This window comes from Uliginosibacterium sp. 31-12 (genome assembly GCF_030548425.1).
GTDB lineage: Bacteria > Pseudomonadota > Gammaproteobacteria > Burkholderiales > Rhodocyclaceae > Uliginosibacterium > Uliginosibacterium aquaticum.
In genome coordinates this window covers 77,737-101,130 of sequence record NZ_JAUOOA010000003.1, presented here as the reverse complement: position 1 = coordinate 101,130, position 23,394 = coordinate 77,737, and the positions used below count along the sequence as shown (strand labels likewise).

Sequence of the window (23,394 nt, the reverse complement as noted above, 5' to 3'; positions counted from 1 at the left end):
GTCATGCCCGCCGTGAACGGCGACAGCCCGTGCGCGGGCACGGGCTGTGGTGGCCAGGCAGGGATCAGTTGGTGCCGCCGTCGTCGTCCAGCTGCACGCTGAGAACCTTGTCACCGGCGCCGACGGTGACATAGGCGCGGGTGCTCGGCGAGTCACCATTGCGCACCGGGTAGACCAGGGATTGGGTGCCATCCGCCCAGCGCGGGGTGGCGTCCGGCTTGCCCAGATTCTTGAGCACTTCGGTGCGGCTCTGGCCGGCGTTGATGGACTTCAGCTGTTCGGTGCTGACGCTGGCTGCCGAAGCCTGACCGGTGAGGGCCAGCAGGGAGAGACCGAGGGTGGTGATCAGCAGGGGGGATTTGATTTGCATGATGAACTCCTTGTTTTTTGGGGGAAGAACGATTGGCTGTGTGCCAGTCGATGGAGCCCAGTCTAAGGAGCAAGACTTAGCGGAAACTTAAATCTGCGGGTTTTCTGCCGAGTATGTTTTCAGTAGAACAACCAACCGGTGCGGATCGCCACACCACTCAGCACGAAGAGCACCGAGAGGGTGGTGACGGCGAGGATGTGAGCGGCCATCAGCGGCAGCTTTTCCGGGGTCAGACGCGGGATGATGCGCAGGCGCGCATTGGCGGCCACCAGCACGGTGCAGCCCAGCAGTGTCAGCTTGGTGAGAATCGCGCGGCTCAGCGGCAGATCAGTGTTCAGCCATTGCTGCGGGTTGGGCAGGAAGGTGTAGGCAAGCCACAGGCCGCTGGCAAGCTGGATCAGCAGGGCGGGCAGGCCGACACGCTCGAAAGCGCCCTCAAACTGGCGCAGGCGTTCCACCGAACGTGTGCGCATCACTTCTGGCAGCACCGCGATGGCCAGCACCAGGTGGCCGCCGGTCCACACGCAGGCGCCGAGGATATGGGCCAACAGGACATATCTGTACATCGTATTCTCTCCTTGGCACAAAGCCGCATTCAAGCACAGGTTGCGCAGTCATGCCGACGGGATGTCACTGCTGCGCGGGCAAAAAAAAGCGGCTCCGTGGAGCCGCTGTGTGTGCATGCTGCCCGGACTTACTCCGGCTGACTGACGAAGGCGATCTTGGACAGATGCGCGCGCGCTGCGGCGGCCATCACCTTGGCGACGGCGTCGTAAGGCGTGGTCTTGTCGGCCCGCAGGTGGATCTCCGGCGCGCTGGCGGCATCGGTCACCGCAGCGCCGGCAGCGCTCATGCGGGCTTCCAGTGTCGGTTGATCGAGCTTCTCACCGTTCCAGAAGATTTCTGATTCGGGCGTCAGCGCGATTTCAATGCGCTCGGCCTGGATCTTGTTTTCTTCGCTGGAGGTGCGCGGCAGCTCCACCTTCACAGCGTGGGTCAGCAGCGGAGCAGTGAGGATGAAGATCACCAGCAGCACCAGCATCACGTCGATCAGCGGCACCATGTTGATCTCCGCCATCGGGCTGGTATTGGCTTCTTTCGAAAATCCGCCGAAGGCCATGATCAGACTCCTTGCGCCAGCGTGCGCAGCTTGTTGCCGATGCCGGCCAGGCGACCCGGGGTCTGCTGGCCGTGGGCACCGGTGGTCAGGTAGGCGAAGAGGTCGTGGGCGAAGGCGTCGAGGCTCGACAGGGTCAGGCGGTTATGGCGTGTGAAGCTGTTGTAGGCCACCACGGCCGGGATCGCCACGCCGAGCCCCAGGCCCGTCATGATCAGCGCCTCGCCGACCGGGCCGGCCACCTTGTCGAGCGTGCCGGCGCCGCTCATGCCGATCGACACTAGCGCGCCATACACGCCCCACACCGTACCCAGCAGGCCCACGAAGGGGGCGGTGGAGCCGACGGTGGCCAGCACTGTGAGGCCGTTCTCGAGCTTGGCGGTTTCCTCGTCGATCACCTTGCGCATGCTGCGGGTCAGGAAGTCGCCCAGACCGCCGGCTTCGCCGAGCTTGCCGCCGCCAGTGCGCTCATGGTGTTCGCGGGCGAACAGGGCGTGGCTGGTCAGGTGCGAAAAGGGTTCATTGGCGCCGTGGGTGGTGATTTCGTTGCGTACTTCTTCCAGCGAGCTGGCGTTCCAGAACAGATCCACGAAACGGCCGGATTCACGACGCTGACGCCACTTTGAAATGGCCTTGGTGATGATGAAGTACCAGGACACCACCGACATCGTCAGCAGGATCACGAACAGGGTCTTGCCAAGGCCGTCAGCCTGGGCCAGGAAGTGGGCGAAGCCCAGGGTGGTTTGGGTTTGCATGATGTTGTTCTCGGAAGCGGGGAGGAGGGAAAATTGTCAGCGATTCAGTTCAAACAGCACGGGGACGCGCACCCAGTCGACGACCGGCTTGCCGCCGCGTGAGCCGGGCGTGAAGCGCCAGTTGGAGACGGCTTCGCGCGCAGCGCGGTCAAGGCGCGGATAGCCGGAGCTGGTGTCGAGTAGCACTTGCAAGGGGCGGCCATCTTCACCGACCTGCACCCGCAGTAGCACACGGCCCTGCTCGCCGAGATTGCGGGAGGCCGAGGGATAGGCTGGTGCGGGGTTCTGCAGATAGGCCGCATCGAAGCGTGGCGCCTGCACAGGCTCCGGGCTGGGAGCGCTGACCGGCCCCGGTGCAGCCTGCGGCGCACCTGCGTCGGTGACGGCGGGTGTGGCTTCCTTTGGCGTGGGCGCCGCCTCGATGACCGGCGTATTGGCCGTGACGGGCGCCCGCGTCTGCAGCAGGGGCGGAGCAATCGTGCGCTTGACGGGTTCAACACGCTGTTGCGGCTTGGGCGGCAGAGGTTTGGGCGGCTCGGGTGCCTTCAATTCAGGTGCCGGCGGGGCGATCAGCTCGATCTGCACGCTGCTGCCGAGCATCTGCTGGATCACCGGCTGAGCCAGGCGCAGCAGCAGAAAGCCGGCCAGCAGATGAAAGCCGATCACGACAGCCAGACTCAGACTGCGTTCCGAGAATAAAGGGCGAACGAGGGCGGGGGCGTTCATGGTTGGCGACTTTCAGCGCAGGCTGGCGCAAGAAGTTAAAACTTGTTATTGAGAATTATTCTCGTTGCGGTGCAATGCGTCAAGCCCTTCCGCATCCGCCGCTGACGGGGCGGCGGCTCGCGCCGTTGCGAGCATCCGGGGTAGAATCACGCCCCTTGATTCCCAACGCTTTTTCGATACGGCCCCGCCCATGAAAGCCGCAGACATCCGCTCCACCTTCCTGAACTTCTTCGAATCCAAGGGTCACCAGATCGTGGCCTCCAGCCCGGTGGTGCCCGGCGACGATCCGACCCTGCTGTTCACCAACGCCGGGATGAACCAGTTCAAGGATGTTTTCCTCGGCTTCGACAAGCGCCCGTATTCGCGCGCAGCCACTGCACAGAAGTGCATCCGCGCCGGCGGCAAGCACAACGATCTGGAGAACGTGGGCTACACCGCGCGTCACCACACCTTCTTCGAGATGCTGGGTAACTTCAGCTTCGGCGATTACTTCAAGCAGGACGCCATCAAGTACGCCTGGGAGTTGCTGACCGAAGTCTTCAAGCTGCCGGCCGACAAGCTGTGGGCCACTGTGTATGCCGAGGATGACGAGGCCTATGAAATCTGGACCAAGGAAATCGGCTTGCCGCCCGAGCGTGTGGTGCGCATCGGCGACAACAAGGGCGCGCGCTACGCTTCAGACAACTTCTGGATGATGGGCGACACCGGCCCGTGTGGCCCGTGCTCCGAGATCTTCTACGACTTCGGCCCGAGCATCGCCGGCGGTCCTCCGGGCAGCCCTGATGAAGATGGCGATCGCTACACTGAGGTGTGGAACAACGTGTTCATGCAGTTCAATCGTCGCATCGACGAGAACGGCAACTACGTGATGGAGCCTCTGCCCAAGCCCAGCGTGGATACCGGCATGGGCCTCGAGCGCCTCGCACGCGTGCTGCAGAACGTGGCGACCAACTACGATATCGATCTCTTCGTGAACCTGATGGCGGCCGCCAAGCGTGAAGTCGAAGCGGCGGGCGGGCAGGATGTGGACAAGGATTCTCCTTCGCTCAAGGCGATTGCTGACCACATTCGCGCCTGTTCCTTCACCATCACCGACGGCGTGGTGCCGAGCAACGAAGGCCGTGGCTACGTGCTGCGCCGCATCGCTCGTCGCGCCATTCGTCACGGTTACAAGCTCGGTGCGCGCACTCCCTTCTTCTACAAACTGGTCGACGCGCTGACTGCCGAGATGGGCAAGGCCTATCCGGAGCTGGTCGCCAAGCAGCGCCGGGTGACTGAAGTACTCAAGCAGGAAGAGGAGCGCTTCTTCCTGACGATTGCCAACGGCATGGAAATCCTCGAAACCGCGCTGGGCGATCTCGGTGGCAACAAGGTGCTCGATGGCGAGCTGGCCTTCAAGCTGCACGACACCTACGGCTTCCCGCTGGATCTGACCGCCGATGTGCTGCGCGAGCGTGGTCTGGCGGTCGACGAGGCCGGCTTCAACGCCGCCATGAATCGCCAGCGTGAGCAGGCGCGTTCGGCGGGCAAGTTCAAGATGGCCCAGGGCCTCGAATACAGCGGCGTGCCGACTGATTTCAAAGGCTACGAGAAGATCTGGGTCGAAGATGCGAAGGTTGCCGCGCTCTATGTGGATGGCAGCCCGGTGGAAGTGATCCGCGCCGGTGATGATGCGGTGGTGGTGCTGGAAACCACGCCGTTCTACGCCGAGTCCGGCGGCCAGTGCGGCGATGCCGGATGGATGATGAATGGCAAGGCTGGCTTCGGTGTGGATGACACCTTCAAGATCCAGGCTGACGTGTTCGGCCATCACGGCCGCGTTATGGAAGGCGAAATCCGCGTCGGCGACACCATCGACGCGCGCGTCAATGGTAACCGCCGTGCGGCCGTCACCCGCAACCACTCCGCCACCCACCTGATGCACAAGGCGCTGCGTGAAGTGCTGGGCAATCATGTGCAGCAGAAGGGCTCGCAGGTTGATGCCGACAAGACTCGTTTCGACTTCGCCCACAATGCGCCGCTGACCGATGAAGAGATCCGCAAGGTCGAGCAGATCGTGAACCGCGAAGTGCTCACTAATGCCGAGACCCAGGCCCGCGTGATGGGCATCGAGGATGCGCAGAAGACCGGCGCCATGATGCTCTTCGGTGAGAAGTACGGTGACTCGGTGCGCGTGCTGGATATCGGCTCCTCGCGCGAGTTGTGCGGCGGCACCCATGTGGCCCGCACCGGCGATATCGGCTTCTTCAAGATCGTCATGGAAGGTGGCGTGGCGGCCGGTGTGCGGCGCGTGGAGGCCGTGAGCGGCGAGAACGCCACCAACTACGTGCTGGCCCGCGATGCAGCGCTGGGCGAAGTAGCCAGCGTGCTGAAGGCCCCGATCAGTGAAGTGCCGGCCAAGCTGGCGCAGACCCTGGAGCATGTACGCAGCCTCGAGAAGGAGATTGCCGCGCTCAAGGGCAAGCTTGCCAGCAGTCAGGGTGACGCCCTGCTCGAGCAGGCTGTTGATGTGAATGGCATCAAGGTGCTGGCGGCACTGCTCGATGGCGCTGACGTGCCTGCCTTGCGTGAAGCGGTCGACAAGCTGCGCGACAAGCTCGGCTCCGCTGCGGTGGTGATGGCTGCCGTGAATGAGGGTAAGGTCAGCCTGATTGCCGGCGTGACAGCCGACCTCACTGCCAAGGTGAAGGCCGGGGATCTGGTGAACTTCGTCGCCCAGCAAGTGGGCGGCAAGGGCGGCGGGCGTCCGGACATGGCCCAGGCCGGTGGTACTGACGCTGCCGCACTGCCGGCCGCATTGGCCGGTGTTCAAGCCTGGGTGGCGAGCAAGCTGGCCTGATGCGCAGCCTGCTCATAGCCCTGAGTTGCCTCCTTCCCTGCGCGGTTCAGGCGCAGGAGTCGGAGCGCGCGCCACTGGAAGCGCAGACGGCGAGTGGCGACAAGGTGTTGCTGCATCCGAATGGCCGCTGGGAATTCGTCGACGCAAAGAAGGCCGAGGCGGCCCGGAAAGTTGCGGAGGAATACCCGGAGAACAAGACCCGCCCGGTTGAAGCGCAGGGCGGCTTGTTCGGCGTCGGCCGCACGATCATGCCGGGCGACAAGGATTACAACCGTGGCAGCCTGAGTCCAAAGACGCGCTGAGCATCTCTTTGCATGAGTGAGCGAAAACCCGGTCAGTGGCCGGGTTTTTTCATTTCAGCAGACTTTCAAGCTCGGCGAAAACGGCGGCGTCTTCGAGTTGCGAGACTGCCTTGGGGGCTTCCAGCCAGCGCGCGCGCGGGCCGACTGGCCCCCATTGCGCCGGAGCGGGCGAAACGTCGGTCTCGGCGAAGAAACCCAGCACGCCGCCGGGGCTGGCGGCGGCGAAGTGCATCAGGCCGCTGTCCGGGAACAGGCTGGTGCGGCCATTGAAGATCAGCCCCAGCGCGGGTTTGAGCGGGCCGCGGAAGGGCACCAGCCAGGGCAGCTTGGCGTCCAGCACCGGCTGGGCGGTTTCATCGTCGCCGGGATACATCGGGTTGTCGCTCTTGCCCGGGGTCCACATGAACACCGTTTTGAGGCCCCAGGCTTCATGGAAGTGGCGCGTCCAGCGGATGATCTGCTCGGTGGTGGGCTGTTTCTTGGCGCGGCGTGCACCGAGCCCCAGGGTGAGGTAGCCGCCGGGGGCAAGGCCCTGCTCGGCCAGCCATTGCGTGGCGAAGGTCTGGGCTTCAGCCGGCAAGTGGAAACGCAGGGGCGGCAACTCCTCCGGCAGCGTGATGCCCAGTGGCGTGAGCAGATTGGCCATGCGCCGGGCTTCGTGGATCTGGCGTGGGATTTCGAGCGGATGATTGACCTTGCGGTGCGTGTTCTTCGCATCGGTGTAGGACACCAGATTGCAGCCGCCGAGCCAGGCCGCGCGCTTGATCGCGCGGTGTGAGGCATCACCATTGGCGACGATGACCCAGTCGTATTCCTCTGCACGCAGGGCCAGGGTCTGGCGCAGCTGGGCGAAGGCCGCGCGCCAGTGGATGCGCCCGCCTTCCTTGACGCGCTGGTAGGACCACACGCGGCTCACATCGGTGTTGCCGTCGATCACCCAGGCATTGTAGGTGTTGGCCAGCACGTCGATCCGTGCGCCGGGGAAGTGCTGGCGCAACAGGGCGAACATCGGCGTAGTGAGCAGCATGTCGCCGAGCTTGTCGCGCTTGAGGATGAGGATTTTCATGAGCGGATCAGGGTCAAGTATTCGCGGGTGATGTGAGGGGCTGAGAAGCGCTCGACGGCGTCGGCGCGTACGGTGGGCGGGCTGTCGTGGAACTGGCGCATGCGCTGGGCGAGTGCAGCGGCATCACCGCTTGGCACCAGGCCTTCAGGGAAACTCTGCGACAGGATCTCGGCCGGGCCCGAGGGGCAGTCCGTAGCGATGGTCGGTACCCCCAGCGCGAGGGCTTCGACTAGCACATTGCCAAAGCCTTCGTAATTGGACGATAGCACCAGCATGCGCGCCTGCCTGATCACCGGGTAAGGGTTGGCGAGAAAGCCACCGAGAATGACCTTGTCCTGCAGCCCGAACCGCTCGATCAGGGCGCGGATCTTCGCTTCATCCTTACCCTTGCCGAGCAACACCAGCTTGCAGGGCAGGTCGGCCTGGGCGAAGGCTTCGAGGAGCAGGTCCTGGCGCTTCTGTTTGAGCGTGAAGGCGCCGACGTGAAGGATGTAGTCCGTCGCCGGCAACTCGGCAGGCTGGGCCGCGAGCGCGCGGATCTCGTCGAAGTTGAAGGGGTTGTAAATGGTGCGGGTGGCGCGCGGGCGTACCCGGCAGTGCTCGATCAGATCCTCGACCACGCCGGCGGATACACCGATGATCTGGCGCCGGTCGTAATCGCGCTTGAGGTGACGGGTGCGCGAGAAGCGCTTGCGCCAGCCGGCATGGCGGATGCCGTTCTGCAGCGACAGGGCGTTGTGGATCACATGATGGATGCGCGCATCGCGCAGGCCGGTGAGGATGCGGTCGATGCGCGGCAGGGCCGAGAGGATCAGATCGACCCGCCCGTCTTTCGCTTCGATGCGGGCCAGCAGAGCCTTGAAGCGGCGGCGGTTTTCGAGATCGGTGAGGCCGCTGAGAAAGCGCCACTTGCCGCGCAGCTGCGGCTCCAGCCGGTAGAGCGCAACGCGCGGATCGAGCTTGAACTCAACCACGTCCTCGAAGATCACGATGCTGGCCTTGTGACCCATGTTGACCAGTGCTTCAGCGAGATTCACCACCACCTTCTCGGCACCGCGACCGGTGAGGGAATCGATGGCGAGCAGGACATGGCGCACGGGTGCGTCTGGCATGGGAAATAGTCCTCCGGCAGCGGACTGAAGCGCCCGCAAGGCCGGGGATTGTAAAGTCCGGTCAGCGGAATGGGAAATCTGGCCCATAGGCTATCATTGCGCATCGCAAAAACTCCGTCGCGTCTCATGCAAGCTTTCGCTCCTGCTGTTCGTACGCTGTCTAGGCCTGAGTTCGTCGTGCTGGCCCTCTTTGCAGTGGCCTTGCCGCTGGTGGAGGCGCCGAAGAACGTGTTCTGGTTCCTGTTTCTGGTGCTGTGGTTTGTAGGCAGCATCCGCCAGCGCAATTTCGGCCAGCTCGCACGAGGCTGGGACTGGGTATTCGCCGCACTCATCGTGGCGCCGGTGGCGAGCATCCTGAATACGGCCTATGCGCCGCAGTGGAAGGAAGTGGGCGACATCATCGGCTACGTGTCGCTGGGCTGGATGATCGCGCGCAGCCGGCTCGATGCGCAGCAGATCAAGTGGTTGCTGCTGTGTCTGGTGGGGGCGACCCTGCTCGGTGCGCTGCACGGCGGCTGGGTGATGGCCACTGATCCGAAGCGGATCTGGCTGCAGCTCAACTCGGTGGGGCATGTGAATCACTCCGCGCTGTACGGAGCCGGCGCTGCCGCGCTGGCGGCCGCGTGGATCGCGGCGGCCTGGCAGACGCTGGCCCGCGGCCCGCGCCTGATCGGGCTGGGCGTGGCCCTGCTGATGTTCGGCATGATGATTGCGTTTGCCAGCCGCGGCGCCCTGATCGCCTACCTGTTTGCCGTAGTCGTGCTGGTGCCGGTACTGTCTGCCGTGCGCTTGCGCACGCTTGGCCTGGTGGCGCTGGTGGCCGTCGGTCTGGCGGTTGGCGCGCAACTGCTCACGGTGCAACTGATGGGCGGACGGAACAATCAGACCGTGATCCAGAAGACCCTGGATGGTCTGCGTAGCGGCAAGCTCTCGTCCTATCGGGTAGAGACCTATCACACCGCCACCGAGATGATTCGCCAGTACCCGCTGACCGGTGTTGGTGCCGCCAACTTCAGTGCGGTTTCGCCCGAGGCCGTGCAGGCCTGGGTTGAGGCGCGCGGCGAGCCCTTCGTGCGCGACGATTACTACTTCTCCAGCCATGCTCACGGCCTGTTTACCAATACCCTCGGCGAACGTGGTCTGCTCGGCATCAGTGCCCTGCTGGCGCTGACCATCGGCTGGTCGGCTGCGCTGCTGCGTCGCAAGCCGGGCGCTGGGGCGACGCTTGATGCCCGCCTGTGCTGGGGCGCCGGCGTGGCGGGCTGGTCCGTGGTGTTCATCGGCGGGCTCTTCAATACCACCCTGCACCATGAGCATGGCATGCTCGGCATGGTCTGCCTCGGCCTGCTGCTCTCCGGAGCGCCGCTGCGCGTGAAGGCCGCGGCGTGAAGATTCTGGTCATCCGCCGTGACAATATCGGCGATCTCGTGTGTACCCTGCCGCTGATCCGGCGTCTGCGCGAGCAGTACCCGCAGGCCTGGATCGGGGCGCTGGTGACCCGCTACAACGCCGAAGTGCTGCAGGGCAGCCCGGATCTGGACGCGGTGTTCAGCTACACCAAGGCCAAGCATCTGGCGGCGGGCGAGAGTGCGCTCGGTGCGATGTGGGCGAGGCTGCGCCAGCTGTGGCAGTTGCGGCAGATGAAGCTGGATCTGGTGCTGTTGCCGGCCAGTGGCAGTCAGGCCAGCGCCCGCCGCATGGCCCGGCTTGTCGGCGCGAAACGCGTGATTGCGCAGGACGATGTGACAAGCGATCCGGCCGCGCTGCATGAAGTGCCGCGTGCCGCCAACCTGCTGCGTGCCCTCGATCTCCCCGTGACTGATCTGCCTGCCGCGCGCATTGTGCCGCGTGCCGGGTTGTTGGCGGTTGCGCAGGAAAAACTTGGCCCGGGGCCGGTGCTGGGCCTCCACATCAGCGCCCGCAAGCCTTCGCAGCGCTGGCCGGCGGAACGTTTCGTCGAATTGATCCGGCGCCAGCACGCCACCGATCCGGCCCTGCGTTTCCCGCTGTTCTGGGCGCCGGGCGCCAGCGACAATCCGCTCCATCCGGGCGACGACGCCAAGGCACAGCAGATCATCGCGGCCTGCGCGGGCCTGCCGCTCACGCCGATGCCGACCCATGAGCTCAGTGAGCTGATTGCTGGCCTCGCCGCCTGTTCGCGCGTGCTGTGTTCGGATGGTGGCCACATGCACCTCGCCGCCGCGCTGGGCAAGCCGATCGTGTGTCTGTTCGGCAAGTCGGACGCCGCGCGCTGGCATCCTTGGGGCGTGCCCTATCAGCTGCTGCAGCCGGCCTCGCGGGAGGTGGGAGAGGTCACGGTCGAAGAGGTCGAGGCGGCGCTGGCAGCGTTGCCGGACGTGCTTGGGTAGGCCGGCTTCAGCCGGCTGGGCCCGGCGCGAGGCAGGGCTGAGCGGCTTAAAGCCGCTCAGCTGAAGCCCAGCAGCACTCAGTCAATCTGGCAGGCCAGTCCCTTGAGGTATTCACCCTCCGGCACGGCCAGACCAATCGGGTGATCGGCGCCGGCCGACAGGCGATGGATGATGCGCCCGTCCACGCCGGCATCCACCGCTGCGCCAGCGACGATCTGCTGGAACAATTCCTGGCCGATTCCGCCCGAGCATGAATACGTCATCAGGATGCCGCCCGGGTTGAGCAGGCGGAAGCCGAGAATGTTGATGTCCTTGTAGGCGCGTGCGGCACGCTGGGCGTGGGCTGCCGAGGGCGCGAACTTGGGCGGATCGAGCACGATCAGGTCGAACTTGCGGCCGTCCGCGCGCAGCTTGCGCAGAGCCTCGAACACGTCGGCTTCCCACCATTCGGCACGCGCTGCATCGAGCTGCGGATTCAGTGCCAGGTTGCGCTTGGCGCTCTCCAGCGCGGGGCCGGATGAGTCGATCGACAGGGTACTGGCCGCGCCCCCGGCCAGTGCCTGCAGCGAGAAGCCGGCGGTGTAGCAGAAGCAGTTCAGTACGGCTCGCCCTGCCGCCAGTTGGCCGGTGAGCAGGCGGTTGTCGCGCTGGTCGAGGTAGAAACCGGTCTTGTGCCCGCTCACCACATCCACTTCCATGGTGACGCCGTTCTCACGAATGGTCAGCGGCCCGGCCGGCAGCTCGCCGTACACCACGCCGCTGCGCGGCTCCAGGCCTTCGAGCTTGCGCACGTCGGAGTCCGAGCGCTCATATACGCATTCACAGCCGGTGGCCTGGACCAGGCCAGCGATGATCGCCTCGCGCCACTTCTCGCCGCCGGCGCTGGTGATTTGCAGTACCACGACCTTGCCGAAGCGGTCGGCAATCACGCCGGGTAAGCCATCGGACTCACCATGGATCAGGCGCACGCCATCCTGCCCGGCCAGCTGCGGATGCACGGCGCGGCGCGCCACGCTGGCGGCCACGCGGCGCTTGAAGAAGCCATGATCAATGGATTCGTCCGCATCGAAAGTCCACATCCGGGCACGGATCTGCGAGTTGGGGGAGAAGGCCGCGCGGCCCATCAGCTGACCGCGGTCATTGAAAACCTCGACGGTATCGCCGGGCTTGGAGCGGCCAGCGAGCTTGGCTACCGAGCCGGCGAAGATCCACGGGTGGCGGCGCATCACGGAGCGCTCCTTGCCGGGGGCGAGAATCAGTTCGGCCATGGTGAACTCCTGCGGAAACCTGTCTGGAAGGGTGCGAATGCTAGCGGAAAACGCCGATGGGGGTAGTGTTTCGGCCCATGTCATCATGCGAAACCCGCTTGCTGCAAGGAAATCCCGCGATGCTCCAGCCACCGCCGATCATTGATGTGGAAGCTTCTGGCTTCGGCCGGGGGAGTTACCCCATCGAGGTAGGCTGCGTGTTGCCGGATGGTCGTACCTATTGCGCCCTGATCCAGCCCATTGCCGAGTGGCAGCACTGGGATCTCTCCGCTGAGGCTGTCCACGGTATCAGTCGCGAAGCTTTGCGCGAACATGGATTGCCGCCGCTTTCAGTGGCGATTCGCTTGAATACCTTGCTCAAAGGCCTGACTGTCTACACCGATGCCTGGGGACATGACTATGTATGGTTGGCCGCGCTCCATGAGGCCGCCGGAGTACCGCCGGCCTACCACCTGGAGCAGCTCTCGCGGATCACGCCCCAGATCGAAGCGAGGCAATGGCTTGAAGTGCGCGATGACGTGGAGCGTAGTCTGCAGGTGCAGCGCCACCGGGCGAGTGCCGATGCGCGTGTGCTGCAGATGACCTGGATGTGCGTGATGGGCAGCGCGGGGCTGAGCAACGAGGGCTGATCAGCTGGCGCCGCTTGCAGCAGGCGCTGTCATTGGTCGTGCGACCCCGGTACGAACGAAGTGTCAGCGTTCTTTAGCCGCGACCACGAAAGCGCCGGGCACTTTGCAAGTCAGTCCTTCTTCTTTGCCCGCGGATGGGCTGCATCGTAGATCTTTGCCAGATGCTGGAAATCCAGATGGGTATACACCTGTGTGCTACGGATGCTGGCATGGCCTAGCAATTCCTGCACCGCGCGCAGATCGCCTGAGGACTGCAGCACATGGGACGCGAAGCTGTGACGCAGCATGTGCGGATGAACATGCTGCGGTGCGCCCTTTTCGCGCGCCCAACGCGCCAGTCGGGCCTGAATCGCGCCATGCGAGAGGCGGGTGCCGCGCTGGCTGAGGAAGAGCGCGCTTTCGCCATTTGCAGCGAGCGTGGCACGCACTGCCAGCCAATTCTCGAGCGCGTTCAGCGCCTGGGTACCGACGGGAACGCGGCGCGTCTTGTTGCGCTTGCCGAGCACGGTGACCTCGCCATCCGCGATGCTGTACAGACCATCGATGTCGAGTGCGGCGAGTTCGGCCAGACGCAGGCCGGAGGAGTAAAGCAGCTCGAACATAGCTAGGTCGCGGATCTCCAGAGCGTCCTCTGGCAGCGCATCGAGCAGGGCGGAGGCGGCATCGACCGACAGCGCTTTGGGCAATAGCTTGCCGGCACGAGGTGGGCGGATGCCCAGCACCGGATTGCTGCTGACCTGTTCGCGGGCCAGTAACCAGCGGAACAGGCCGCGCCAGCAGGAGAGCGCGCGGGCAATCGAGCGCGCCTCCAATCCGCCAGCATGCAGCTTGGCGGCGAAGCGGCGGATGTCCGCCGGTTTCAGTTCGGCGAATGTGCGGGGCGCCGCAAAGGCATGCAGCTTGCCGAGTTCGCGGCGGTAGTTGGTGAGGGTGTGCGGGCTTACACGCCTTTGCTGGGCCAGATAATCCAGCCAGGCGATGGCCTCGGCCGGCAAGATGGCTGAGGCCTGCTCGTTCATGGCATCAGCCGATCTGCTTGAGCACGGCCGCGCCGACCAGATCGCCGATGCGTTCGACGTACATGGTGCCCATCTCGGGGAAGAAGCGTTGCGGATCTTCCGAGCCCAGCGCCAGCATGCCGAAGATCTGCGCGTCACGGCGCAGCGGGATGAGGGATACCGAGCGCAGCAAAGGAGCTGCTTCGCCAAACCAGGCGAGGATTTCCTGATTCTGAGCCGCGCCACAATAGGGCTGGCGCAGGTCGGCTGCGTAGAAGCGCAGCTCTTCCGAAACCTCGATGAATTCCGGCACCGGGCGCTTGAGGATGCTGTTCCAGATGCGCAGGGCTACGTGGGGGACAGCGAAATCTTCCTGAAGGTGGTTATAGACCGCGAAGTTCACCGCCTCGAAGCTCTCGGCCTGCAGCAGGGAAAGGGTCAGGCGATGCACTTTCTCGGCGATCACATCATTCTCTTCACCGAAGCTCACCAGTTCAGCGAGCTTGCCCTGCACCTGGGCGAGCTTCTCGCGCAGGGTCAGCAACTGGCGCTCGGTGAGCGAGATGGCCTGGCCGTTGACCGGGTGCGGCACGATCAGCTGGTTGAGAATCTCCGGGTGCTCGTCGAAAAATTCCGGGTGCTGCTTGAAGAACGCAATGATGTCGTTGGCATTCATGGTCGGGTTCCGGTCAAGGGTGTTCAGATTTCGATCGAGCCTTCGAAGACGCTGACGGCCGGCCCCGTCATTAGCACCGGGCTGCCAGGGCCGCCCCAGGCGATCGACAGTTCGCCACCGCGGGTCTCCACGCGTACTGGCGAGGCCAGCAACTGGCGCTGGATGCCGGCAACCACCGCAGCACAGGCGCCGGTACCGCAGGCCAGCGTTTCGCCTGCGCCGCGCTCGAACACGCGCAGGCGGATCGAGTGTTCGTCCACCACCTGCATGAAGCCGGCATTGACGCGAGCCGGGAAGCGCGGATGGTGCTCGACGGCAGGGCCCTGCTGTTCGACCGGGGCGCTGTCGACGTCCGCCACCACCTGCACGGCGTGCGGGTTGCCCATTGACACTGCGGTGATGGCCAGCATTTCACCATTCACCTCGAGCGGCTGGACGACGGCGTCCGACTCGGAGACAAAGGGAATGCGCGCTGGCTCGAAGATCGGCACGCCCATGTCGACCGTGACGAGGCCGTCGTCCGCCAGCCGTGGCTCGATGATGCCGGATTTGGTTTCGACGCGGATGGCGGTCTTGTTGGTGAGCTGTTTGTCCACCACGAAGCGCACGAAGCAGCGTGCCCCGTTGCCGCACTGTTCGACCTCGGAGCCGTCACCATTGAAGATCCGGTAACGGAAGTCCACGCCGGGCTGCTGGGCGCGCTCGACGATCAGGAGCTGATCACAGCCCACACCGAAGCGGCGGTCGCCGAGCTTCTGGGCGAGGGCTGGAGTCATCTCGACGGGCTGGTTGATCGCGTCAATTACCACGAAGTCGTTGCCGAGGCCCTGCATCTTGGTGAAAAGGAGTTTCATGGGCGGATTGTCCTGCGTTGCGGAGTTCAGTAAAACCGGGCTTCGCCTTCTGGCCGGGTCTTGAAGCGCTTGTGCACCCAGTAATACTGCTCGGGCATCTTGCGCACCTCGGCCTCGATCCAGGCATTCATGCGCGTCGTGTCCGCTTCGACATCTTCGGTAGGGAAGTCGCTCCACGGATCCTGGAATTCGCCGACGTAACCCTGCCCCCAAGGCTTCATGCGAACCACCAGCGGCACGACGGCCGCGTGGGCGAGCTTGGCGATGCGCGGCAGGCCCGGCACGGTAGCGGTCTGGATGCCAAAAAAGGGCACGAAGATCGATTCCTTCGGGCCGAAGTCCAGATCCGGCAGGTAATAGAAGGGGCGGCCGCGCTTCATGGCTTTCACCGCACCGCGGATGCCGTCCTGGCGCGAAAGCAGCTCCTGCTGGCCGAAGCGGGTGCGGCCGTGCAGCAGCATCTTTTCAACCAGTTTGTCGTTCTGCGCCGAGTACATGCTCACACAATCCATTTCCATCGCCATGCGGCTGCCAGCCATGTCGAGCCCGACGAAGTGCGGCACCAGCATCACCACCGCGCGGCCTTCGGCGTGCAGGCGCTTGATCTTGTCCACGCCCTGCAGTTCAACCAGCTTGCGGATGCGCGTTTCAGAGGCCCACCACAGCACGCCGCGCTCCAGCATTGAGCGGGCCACTGCGACGCACACACGGCGGGCGAGGCGACGCCGCTGACGGGCGGAAAGTTCGGGGAAGCACAGGCGCAGGTTGGTGTGGAGCACGCGCCGGCGCGGCACAACCAGCAGATACAGCAGCTGGCCGATGCACCAGCCCAGCGCCGCTTGCACAGGCAAGGGCAGCCAGTGGAAACACCACAGGAAAGCGAGGAACAAGCGGGTCAGGACGATCATTGGGAAGTAGAAGGTGGCGGCGTGGCGCCGGCGGGCACCTTGTAACGGTTATAGGCCCACAGATACTGGGCGGGGCAACGGCGGATCAAGGCTTCGATCTCGCGATTGATGGCGGCAGCACGCTCTTCCAGCGTGCCTTCGATCGGGCTTTGCGGCGCCAGAATGTGGAGGCGCCAGCCGCGCCCGATCACACGCTCGCCCCAGAACAGCAGTACCCGGGTGTTCTTCACCTCGGACAGGCGTGCGGCCAATGTCATCGTATAGGCGGGCTTGCCGAAGAAGGGCAGCCAGACACCTTCCCCTTTGCCTGGAGCCTGGTCCGGCAGCAGGCCAGTGGAAATGCCCTGACGCAGACCCTTGATGATCTGGCGTACGCCAGCCAGGTCGGCAGTGGCAAGTGAAAGCTGGCCGCGTGCACGCCCGGCGCGCAGGATGGGTTCCACGCTGGTCTGCTTGGGCGGGCGGTAGAGGATGGTGAGCGGCATGAACCGGCCAAGATACAGCGAGGCTATCTCGAAGCAGCCCATGTGTGGGGTCAGGGCGATCATCGCACTGCCTTCAGCCCGCATGGCCTCCACATGCTCCATGCCCTCCACTTCAAATACGTGCTGCATGACTTCTTCGAGCGGGCGCTGCCACACAAAGGGCAGCTCCAGCATCATGCGGCCGGTTTCGCGGGCATTCGTGCGGATCTCCGCAGGGGTTGGCGGGCGGCCGAGACACAGCGCGAGGTTGGCCGCTATACGCCTGCGCATGCTGCCCGAGAGCCGGCAAGCCAGCAGTCCGCCCCAGCCGCCGAAGCGGTGCAGGGTGGGCAGCGAGCAGCGGCCCAGCAGGCGGAACAGAAAGGGCAGGAGGTGGTTCTGTAGCACGTGGTGGCGGGCAGGCGATAGACGCTTGCATTATAAGGTCGGCTACCTATAATCCCCAGACCGCTGAGTTAAAGACAACTTGCAGGGCGGGTGCAAGGCGCAGGCCTTGCTGACAAATTCTGCTAAAGCGTCGACCACTCGAAACCCCGGAGTCGGCCGCGCCGACGAATATCCGGGGTTTTTGATTTTGTGGAGTGCCAACATGGCCAATGATTACCTCTTCACTTCCGAGTCGGTTTCGGAAGGCCATCCGGACAAGGTCGCCGATCAGGTGTCCGATGCCATCCTGGACGCGATTTTCGCGCAGGACCCCCGCTCCCGCGTGGCGGCCGAGACCCTTTGCAACACAGGTCTGGTGGTACTGGCCGGTGAAATCACTACCAACGCCCATGTTGATTACATTCAGGTCGCTCGCGACACGATCCGTCGCATCGGCTACGACAACACCGAATACGGCATCGACTATAAGGGCTGCGCGGTCATGGTCTGCTACGACAAGCAGTCCAACGATATCGCCCAGGGCGTCGATCACGCCAATGACGACTACCTGAACCAGGGCGCGGGCGACCAGGGCCTGATGTTCGGCTACGCTTGCGACGAGACGCCCGAGCTGATGCCGGCGCCGATCTACTACGCGCACCGCCTGATGCAGCGTCAGGCTGAGCTGCGCAAGGACGGTCGCTTGCCCTGGCTGCGCCCGGATGCCAAGAGTCAGGTCACCTTCCGCTATGTGGATGGCAAGCCTGTCGAGATCGACACCGTGGTGCTGTCCACGCAGCACGCACCGGACGTATCGCAGGAAACCATTCGCGAAGCGGTCATCGAAGACATCATCAAGGCCGTGATTCCGGCCTCGTTGCTGAAGAACCCGAACTACTTCGTGAACCCGACCGGCCGTTTTGTCATCGGCGGCCCGCAGGGCGACTGCGGTCTGACCGGTCGCAAGATCATTGTCGACACTTATGGCGGTGCTTGCCCGCACGGCGGCGGCGCCTTCTCCGGCAAGGATCCTTCCAAGGTTGACCGCTCGGCAGCTTATGCTGCCCGCTATGTGGCCAAAAACGTCGTGGCGGCGGGCCTTGCGCGCGAATGTCAGGTTCAGGTTGCGTATGCCATTGGCGTAGCCAAGCCGATGAACGTGACGGTCTTCACCAATGGCACCGGCGTGATTGCTGACGAGAAGATTTCCGCGTTGGTGGCCGAGCACTTCGATCTGCGCCCGAAGGGCATCGTGCAGATGCTGGACCTGCTGCGTCCGATCTATGCCAAAACTGCTGCTTATGGTCACTTTGGCCGTTCCGAGCCCGAGTTCACCTGGGAAGCGACCGACAAGGCTGCCGCCCTGCGCGCTGCCGCTGGACTCTGAGAGCAGGGAGCCCGGCTCCCGCAGCACTCAAAAGCCTGCACATGTGCAGGCTTTTTTATTTTCGGGGAGTGGTGGTCGGGTTTTCTTCCCGCAATTGCTGGGCGCGGGCAATAAAAAAGCCAGACTCAAATGTCTGGCCGGCCGGATTCCTGGAGCGGGCGATGGGAATCGAACCCACGGCTCTAGCTTGGGAAGCTAGGGTATTACCATTATACGACGCCCGCTCGGGCCGGCGATTATCCCGCAAAGCGGCGCCGGACGGAACCCCCGTGTGTGGTTTGAGACATATTCTCGAGTGCCAGGCGCAGATGCTGCTCGAAGCGCTCAACGATATGACCCCAGTGCAGCGTTTCGACCCGTGCGCGACCCGCGCCTGAACATAGCTCACGCAAGGCGGCATTGCTGGCCAGCTGGCAGGCTGCAGCAATGAAGGCGGTTTCGTTGCCGCTGGGAGCGGTCAGGCCTTGTTCGCCGCTGATGATCAGTTCGGCCGCCGCCGCTTCGTGGTAGGCCACCACAGCCACGCCGCTGGCCATCGCTTCGGCGACGACGTTGCCATAAGTTTCGCTGAGGCTGGGGAACAGGAAGAGGTCTGCGCTGGCGTAGTGGCTGGCGAGATCCTCGCCGTGGCGGGCACCGGAAAACTGGTGGAGTGGGTGTTTTCTTTCGAGCGCCCTACGTGCCGGGCCGTCACCGACCCATACCATGCGCGCGCTGGGCTGTTGTAACTGGATGGCATCGAAGGCGGCGGCGGCCAGGCCGAGATTCTTTTCCGGCGCAAGACGGCCGACATTCATGACAACCAGATCGTGTTCGCCTGCGCCCCACTGGCTGCGCAGCGCCTGGCTGCGCCGGGAGGGCGCGAACAGGCGGGTATCGACGCCGCGGCCGAGAACCTGTGCACCGCTGAGACCAGCTTGTCGCAGCTGCTTGACCAGTGTTTCGGTCGGGGCCATGGTGACCCCCGCTCGCCGGTGAAAACCATGCAGCCAGCGGCGTACTAGTGGCGTGAGCAGGGCCGCACCGTAGTGACGGCTGTAGCCATCGAAATGGGTGTGATAACTGGAGCTGAGTGGGAGATCTAGGGCCTCGGCGGCTTTGAGGGCAGACCAGCCGAGGGGGCCTTCGGTGACTAGATGCACAATGTCCGGGCGTTGTGCCTGCCACAGCCGGCGTAGCTGGCGCCCGGCGGGCAGACCGAACTGGAGGCCGGCATAGCCGGGCAGGGGCAGGCCAGCGACGAGAAAATCCGGCGTCGTCGGGCTTTCTTCGCGTTGGCGTGGGCGGATGATCTGAACCTGATGGCCTTGGCTGCGCAAGCCGGCGACCAGGCGGGAGATGGTCATGGCGACGCCGTTGACCTCTGGAGGCCAGGTTTCGGTGACCAGCGCAATCTGCAGAGCGGCTTTCATGCAGCCAGTTCCTGGAGCAGGGGATGGGGTGTGCGCGGGCGACGCAGGCTGCGATAAAGCTCGGCAAGGCGGGCGGTGAGGGCATGATCTGTCCAGCCACGCGCCCACTCGAGTCCGAGCTGGCGCATCTGGCGGGCGAGCTCGGGTTGCTCCAGCACCTGCACGATGGTGGCGGCGAATGCTGCGACGTTGTCTGCCGGGGTGAGGGCGCCGGAGCCGGCGGCGAGAACGTCGCGGGTGCCCATCTCGGCCAGCGCCACCACCGGCAGGCCAGCAGCCATGGCTTCGATGAGCACCAGCCCCTGGGTCTCGGTGCGCGAGGCGAAGACGAACAGGTTGGCGGCGGCATAGCAGTCCGGCAGGGCGGTGACACGATCCATGTAGCCGATGAAGCGCACCGCGTGAGCCAGGCGCATCTTGTCGACTTTCTCCTGCAGCGCACGCCGGGCCGGTCCTTCGCCAGCGATCACCAGAAGCAGTTCAGGCTGGCTGCGCAGTGCGTGCGGCAGGCTTTCGATCAGGAAGTCGATGTTCTTCTCGTGTGCAGCACGGCCCACGTAAAGTGCCACCGGGCGGTCCGAAGGGATGTTGTGCTCGCGCCGGAAACGAGCTCCGTCGCCCCGGCCGAAATGGGCCAGCGGTACGCCGGTGGGCAGGATGTGCAGCGGCCGCGCTACACCATAGGCTTGCAGGCGTTCGGCGAGCGGCGATGAGGGAACGACGATGGCATCCAGCCCGTTGCACTGCTGGCGCGACACACGCCGCGCCAGACCACGCAGGCTGGCTGCGGGCAGGAAGGGCGCGTAGTGGTGCAGGTATTCCTCGAACAGGGTGTGGTAGCTCGCCACCACTGGCAAGTTACAGGCGCGGCCGGCAGCCAGCCCGGCGCCGTGTGCACAGAATGGAGTGTGGATATGAATCAGATCGCAGTCGCGCGCTGCTTCGATGGCGGCCTGACGAAACACGGAGGGCCTTACGAAACGGTCTTCCGGGTCCAGCGGCACCCTCCAGCCAGGCAGGCGCTGGACTCCCGCTTCGTCGGCCTCGTTTTCATAGCGAGGGGCGATCAGAAGGGTTTCGATGCCGCAGTGTGCGAGTTGTTCGCGGTAGGTCTGGATCGCGGTGGAGACCCCGTTGATGCGGGGGAAGTAGACGTCGGACAGCATCAGTACGCGCATGATTCAGAGACTCTCCACGGCCAGTTCGCTGGCCTCGGTTTCGGAGCACGCGGCGCGCGCCCATTCGATGAGTTCTAGGCGCCCGTCGAGATGCTCGACGATGGCCGTGCAGCTATCCACCCAGTCGCCGCAATTGACGTAGCGCAGGCCATCGATTTCGCGAATCGCGGCCCAGTGAATGTGGCCACAGACCACGCCATCCAGGCCGCGTGTGCGGGCTGCATGAGTGACGCTGGCCTCAAAATCGAAGATGAACTGCAGGGCCGTCTTGACCTTGCGCTTGGCATAACCGGCGAGTGACCAGTAGCCGCTGATGCCCAGCTTCCGCCGCGCCCACGACAGCCACACGTTCAGCCGCACCAGCAGGTTGTAGGACACATCGCCCAGTACTGCGACCCAGCGATGGTGGCGCGTTACCTGGTCGTATTCGTCGCCATGCACCAGCAGCAGGCGTTTGCCATCAGCGGTTTCATGCACCCACTCGCGCTCGACGCGGATGTCGCCAAAGCGCATGCCGCAGTAAAGGCGCAGCGCTTCGTCGTGATTGCCCGGGATGAAGATGATTTCTTCGCCGTGACGGGCGCGGCGCAACAGTTTCTGGATCACCGTGTTATGGCTGGAGGTCCACGCCAGCGAGCGCTTCATGGCCCAGAAATCGATGATGTCGCCGATCAGGAAGACCTTATCGGCAGGGTGCTCGCGCAAAAAAGCGAGCAGGCGGTCAGCCTGGCAGGCACGAGTGCCGAGGTGGATATCCGAGAGGAACAGGGTGCGTACGCGGGACATGCGGCGCATTCTCCGCAGGCACTGTTGCAGTCTTGTGACCCCGTCTGGCGGCCGGTCGGGCAGGGGGCGCGTGATAAACTTGCGGGTGCTTCAACCAAGCTGTCCGAGGTTTCTCACCATGCTCCAGATCACCCTGAACGGCGACCGCCGCTCCCTCGCCAGTGGCAGCTCCGTGCTGAACCTGCTCGAAGAACTTGAACTGGTCGGCAAGCGCCTGGCAGTCGAGCGCAATGGCGAGATCGTTCCCAAGGGCCTGCATGCCAGCACGGTGCTGGCAGAGGGCGACGCGCTGGAAATCGTGGTCGCTGTCGGCGGCGGCTGAGCCGCGCCCGCCTCTACGCTTTCCCCAGCCTCCCGTATCTTTCAGAAAGCTCATCATGAACGACCCCCTGCTGATCGCCGGCCGTGAATACCATTCCCGCCTGCTGGTGGGTACCGGCAAGTACAAGGATTTCGACGAAACCCGCCGCGCCATCGACGCTTCCGGCGCCCAGATCGTCACCGTGGCCGTGCGCCGAGTGAACCTTGGCCAGAACGTGGGCGAGCCGAACCTGCTCGACGCACTGCCGATGAAGGATTTCACCTACCTGCCTAATACTGCCGGCTGTTACTCGGCTGATGAGGCCGTGCGTACCCTGCGCCTCGCGCGTGAGCTGCTCGATGGCCATGATCTGGTCAAGCTCGAAGTACTGGGCGATCAGACCACTCTCTTTCCGAACATGCCCGAGACCCTGAAGGCTGCCGAGACCTTGGTGCGCGATGGTTTCAAGGTCATGGTCTACTGCTCGGATGACCCCATCCAGGCCAAGATGCTCGAAGAGATCGGCTGTGTGGCCGTGATGCCGCTGGCGTCCCTGATCGGCTCTGGCATGGGCATCCTGAATCCGTGGAATCTCAAGCTGATCATTGAGCAATCGAAGGTGCCAGTTATCGTCGATGCTGGCGTAGGCACCGCATCCGATGCCGCGATCGCAATGGAGCTGGGCTGTGATGGCGTGCTGATGAACACCGCGATTGCCAAGGCACAGGATCCGGTGCTGATGGCTGGCGCCATGAAGAAGGCTGTGGAGGCCGGCCGCGAGGCTTTCCGCGCGGGGCGCATGCCGAAGAAGCTGTACTCGGCCACGCCGAGCTCGCCGACCACGGGCCTGATCGGAAGCTGAACGCCGGGAGAGATGGATGCGCTTTGTCGGCAAGCTGACGACCTGGAAGGATGATCAGGGCTTCGGTTTTATTACGCCCAATGGCGGAGGGGAACGTGTTTTTTTGCATGTAAAGGCCCTCCCCCGTGAAGCCTCACGCCCCTCGGAGGGTGAGCTATTTACCTACGAGCTGGAGCTGGACGAGCGCAAGCGTCCTCGAGCTAAGACAGTGGCAAGGGTCGGTGAAAAAGTCGTAAAGGTTCCAGATGGGCGCGGGGCGAAAGCGCCGTTGTTTGCCATGACTTTCTGCTTGTTTTTGTTGGGGGCGGTTACCACAGGGTATCTGCCTTTCACGGTAGTGCTTGTCTATGCCGCTGCTAGCTTGATCACTTTTGTTGCCTACTGGCTGGACAAAGGTGCCGCACAGGCTGGACGCTGGCGAACGGCCGAAAGCACCTTGCATCTGTTTGCGCTGGCAGGAGGGTGGCCAGGTGCGCTTGCGGCGCAGAGAGTGTTGCGGCACAAGTCCATCAAGCAGGAGTTTCAATTCGTTTTCTGGATGACCGTGTTGTTGAATTGTGGCGCTGTGGCGTACTTGTTGAGCGAGTCCGGCCAGTTTTGGTTGAAAAACATCATTGCCTGATGGTCT

At 64.0% G+C, this 23,394-nt stretch carries 25 protein-coding genes and 1 tRNA gene; 9 read left to right on the top strand and 17 right to left on the bottom strand.

The features are described from left to right. Positions 1-64 precede the first annotated feature (64 nt). From Q3Y64_RS07605 to Q3Y64_RS07585, 5 genes are all read right to left on the bottom strand, one after another. Complete coding sequence (locus Q3Y64_RS07605) at positions 65-370, bottom strand: hypothetical protein (RefSeq protein ID WP_101941959.1); 306 nt, start codon at positions 368-370, stop codon at positions 65-67. A 119-nt stretch (positions 371-489) separates the two neighbouring features. Next, complete coding sequence (locus Q3Y64_RS07600; RefSeq protein WP_101941958.1) at positions 490-936, bottom strand: copper resistance protein CopD; 447 nt, start codon at positions 934-936, stop codon at positions 490-492. Positions 937-1,064: 128 nt separating this feature from the next. Continuing rightward, complete coding sequence (locus Q3Y64_RS07595) at positions 1,065-1,490, bottom strand: biopolymer transporter ExbD (protein ID WP_303560670.1); 426 nt, start codon at positions 1,488-1,490, stop codon at positions 1,065-1,067. 2 nt (positions 1,491-1,492) lie between these two features. Next, on the bottom strand, positions 1,493-2,242 hold the full coding sequence (locus tag Q3Y64_RS07590; protein ID WP_303560669.1) for a MotA/TolQ/ExbB proton channel family protein: 750 nt from the start codon (positions 2,240-2,242) through the stop codon (positions 1,493-1,495). A 36-nt stretch (positions 2,243-2,278) separates the two neighbouring features. Beyond that, on the bottom strand, positions 2,279-2,968 hold the full coding sequence (locus Q3Y64_RS07585) for an energy transducer TonB (RefSeq protein WP_303560668.1): 690 nt from the start codon (positions 2,966-2,968) through the stop codon (positions 2,279-2,281). A 190-nt stretch (positions 2,969-3,158) separates the two neighbouring features. Here Q3Y64_RS07585 and alaS point away from each other — a divergent pair, with 190 nt between their 5' ends. Together alaS and Q3Y64_RS07575 are read left to right on the top strand one after the other, a co-directional pair. Next, positions 3,159-5,807 carry an alanine--tRNA ligase gene (gene alaS, locus Q3Y64_RS07580; protein WP_303560667.1) on the top strand — a complete coding sequence of 883 codons (2,649 nt, stop codon included), beginning with the start codon at positions 3,159-3,161 and terminating at the stop codon, positions 5,805-5,807. Then, positions 5,807-6,109 carry a hypothetical protein gene (locus Q3Y64_RS07575; RefSeq protein ID WP_303560666.1) on the top strand — a complete coding sequence of 101 codons (303 nt, stop codon included), beginning with the start codon at positions 5,807-5,809 and terminating at the stop codon, positions 6,107-6,109. Before alaS ends, Q3Y64_RS07575 begins: the two co-directional genes overlap by 1 nt. 49 nt (positions 6,110-6,158) lie before the next feature. Here Q3Y64_RS07575 and Q3Y64_RS07570 read toward each other — a convergent pair whose 3' ends face one another. Together Q3Y64_RS07570 and Q3Y64_RS07565 are read right to left on the bottom strand one after the other, a co-directional pair. Beyond that, positions 6,159-7,175 (bottom strand): glycosyltransferase family 9 protein, encoded by a 1,017-nt coding sequence (locus tag Q3Y64_RS07570; RefSeq protein WP_303560665.1) that lies wholly within the window; start codon positions 7,173-7,175, stop codon positions 6,159-6,161. Next, the gene (locus tag Q3Y64_RS07565; protein WP_303560664.1) at positions 7,172-8,287 is read right to left on the bottom strand and encodes a glycosyltransferase; all 1,116 of its coding nucleotides are present in this window, start codon (positions 8,285-8,287) and stop codon (positions 7,172-7,174) included. The genes Q3Y64_RS07570 and Q3Y64_RS07565 overlap by 4 nt, the downstream gene beginning before the upstream one ends. Before the next feature lie 126 nt (positions 8,288-8,413). Here Q3Y64_RS07565 and Q3Y64_RS07560 point away from each other — a divergent pair, with 126 nt between their 5' ends. Further along, positions 8,414-9,676 carry an O-antigen ligase gene (locus tag Q3Y64_RS07560; protein WP_303560663.1) on the top strand — a complete coding sequence of 421 codons (1,263 nt, stop codon included), beginning with the start codon at positions 8,414-8,416 and terminating at the stop codon, positions 9,674-9,676. Then, positions 9,673-10,656 (top strand): glycosyltransferase family 9 protein, encoded by a 984-nt coding sequence (locus tag Q3Y64_RS07555; protein ID WP_303560662.1) that lies wholly within the window; start codon positions 9,673-9,675, stop codon positions 10,654-10,656. The genes Q3Y64_RS07560 and Q3Y64_RS07555 overlap by 4 nt, the downstream gene beginning before the upstream one ends. Before the next feature lie 77 nt (positions 10,657-10,733). On the opposite strand, the gene Q3Y64_RS07550 is transcribed toward Q3Y64_RS07555, so the two are convergent. Next, entirely contained in the window at positions 10,734-11,924 is a 1,191-nt protein-coding gene (locus tag Q3Y64_RS07550; RefSeq protein WP_303560661.1) for a class I SAM-dependent rRNA methyltransferase, read from the bottom strand. A gap of 119 nt (positions 11,925-12,043) precedes the next feature. On the opposite strand from Q3Y64_RS07550, the gene Q3Y64_RS07545 reads away from it, so the two are divergent. After that, a complete protein-coding gene (locus tag Q3Y64_RS07545; protein WP_101941948.1) occupies positions 12,044-12,553 on the top strand; it encodes a hypothetical protein in 510 nt (169 codons plus the stop codon). A gap of 110 nt (positions 12,554-12,663) precedes the next feature. Here Q3Y64_RS07545 and xerC read toward each other — a convergent pair whose 3' ends face one another. From xerC to Q3Y64_RS07520, 5 genes are read right to left on the bottom strand one after another with little or no spacing between them, the layout of a single operon-like run. Continuing rightward, complete coding sequence (xerC, locus tag Q3Y64_RS07540; RefSeq protein WP_101941947.1) at positions 12,664-13,572, bottom strand: tyrosine recombinase XerC; 909 nt, start codon at positions 13,570-13,572, stop codon at positions 12,664-12,666. 4 nt (positions 13,573-13,576) lie between these two features. Then, complete coding sequence (locus tag Q3Y64_RS07535; RefSeq protein WP_303560660.1) at positions 13,577-14,227, bottom strand: DUF484 family protein; 651 nt, start codon at positions 14,225-14,227, stop codon at positions 13,577-13,579. 23 nt (positions 14,228-14,250) lie between these two features. Then, on the bottom strand, positions 14,251-15,081 hold the full coding sequence (gene dapF, locus Q3Y64_RS07530; RefSeq protein ID WP_303560659.1) for a diaminopimelate epimerase: 831 nt from the start codon (positions 15,079-15,081) through the stop codon (positions 14,251-14,253). 26 nt (positions 15,082-15,107) lie between these two features. Continuing rightward, positions 15,108-15,980, bottom strand: coding sequence for a lysophospholipid acyltransferase family protein (locus Q3Y64_RS07525; RefSeq protein ID WP_254048216.1), 873 nt, complete (start codon positions 15,978-15,980; stop codon positions 15,108-15,110). Positions 15,981-15,985: 5 nt separating this feature from the next. Beyond that, positions 15,986-16,861, bottom strand: coding sequence for a lysophospholipid acyltransferase family protein (locus Q3Y64_RS07520; RefSeq protein ID WP_101941942.1), 876 nt, complete (start codon positions 16,859-16,861; stop codon positions 15,986-15,988). A 202-nt stretch (positions 16,862-17,063) separates the two neighbouring features. Here Q3Y64_RS07520 and metK point away from each other — a divergent pair, with 202 nt between their 5' ends. Further along, positions 17,064-18,227, top strand: coding sequence for a methionine adenosyltransferase (metK, locus tag Q3Y64_RS07515; RefSeq protein WP_101941941.1), 1,164 nt, complete (start codon positions 17,064-17,066; stop codon positions 18,225-18,227). Between the two features lie 150 nt (positions 18,228-18,377). Here the strand turns inward: metK and Q3Y64_RS07510 are convergent. The 4 genes from Q3Y64_RS07510 to Q3Y64_RS07495 form a co-directional block, all read right to left on the bottom strand. After that, positions 18,378-18,451 (bottom strand) — tRNA-Gly (locus tag Q3Y64_RS07510). A 12-nt stretch (positions 18,452-18,463) separates the two neighbouring features. After that, positions 18,464-19,639, bottom strand: coding sequence for a glycosyltransferase family 1 protein (locus Q3Y64_RS07505; protein ID WP_303560658.1), 1,176 nt, complete (start codon positions 19,637-19,639; stop codon positions 18,464-18,466). Further along, positions 19,636-20,817: a glycosyltransferase gene (locus Q3Y64_RS07500; RefSeq protein ID WP_303560657.1), complete on the bottom strand. Its 1,182-nt coding sequence runs from the start codon at positions 20,815-20,817 to the stop codon at positions 19,636-19,638. The genes Q3Y64_RS07505 and Q3Y64_RS07500 overlap by 4 nt, the downstream gene beginning before the upstream one ends. A gap of 3 nt (positions 20,818-20,820) precedes the next feature. After that, positions 20,821-21,603 (bottom strand): UDP-2,3-diacylglucosamine diphosphatase, encoded by a 783-nt coding sequence (locus Q3Y64_RS07495; protein ID WP_303560656.1) that lies wholly within the window; start codon positions 21,601-21,603, stop codon positions 20,821-20,823. Positions 21,604-21,721: 118 nt separating this feature from the next. Between Q3Y64_RS07495 and thiS the strand changes: the two genes are divergently transcribed. From thiS to Q3Y64_RS07480, 3 genes are read left to right on the top strand one after another with little or no spacing between them, the layout of a single operon-like run. Next, positions 21,722-21,925 carry a sulfur carrier protein ThiS gene (gene thiS, locus Q3Y64_RS07490; RefSeq protein ID WP_170019880.1) on the top strand — a complete coding sequence of 68 codons (204 nt, stop codon included), beginning with the start codon at positions 21,722-21,724 and terminating at the stop codon, positions 21,923-21,925. Positions 21,926-21,980: 55 nt separating this feature from the next. Then, positions 21,981-22,766, top strand: a complete 786-nt coding sequence (locus tag Q3Y64_RS07485) for a thiazole synthase (protein ID WP_101941936.1) — start codon at positions 21,981-21,983, stop codon at positions 22,764-22,766. Between the two features lie 16 nt (positions 22,767-22,782). Beyond that, complete coding sequence (locus Q3Y64_RS07480) at positions 22,783-23,388, top strand: DUF1294 domain-containing protein (protein WP_101941935.1); 606 nt, start codon at positions 22,783-22,785, stop codon at positions 23,386-23,388. Positions 23,389-23,394 lie beyond the last annotated feature (6 nt).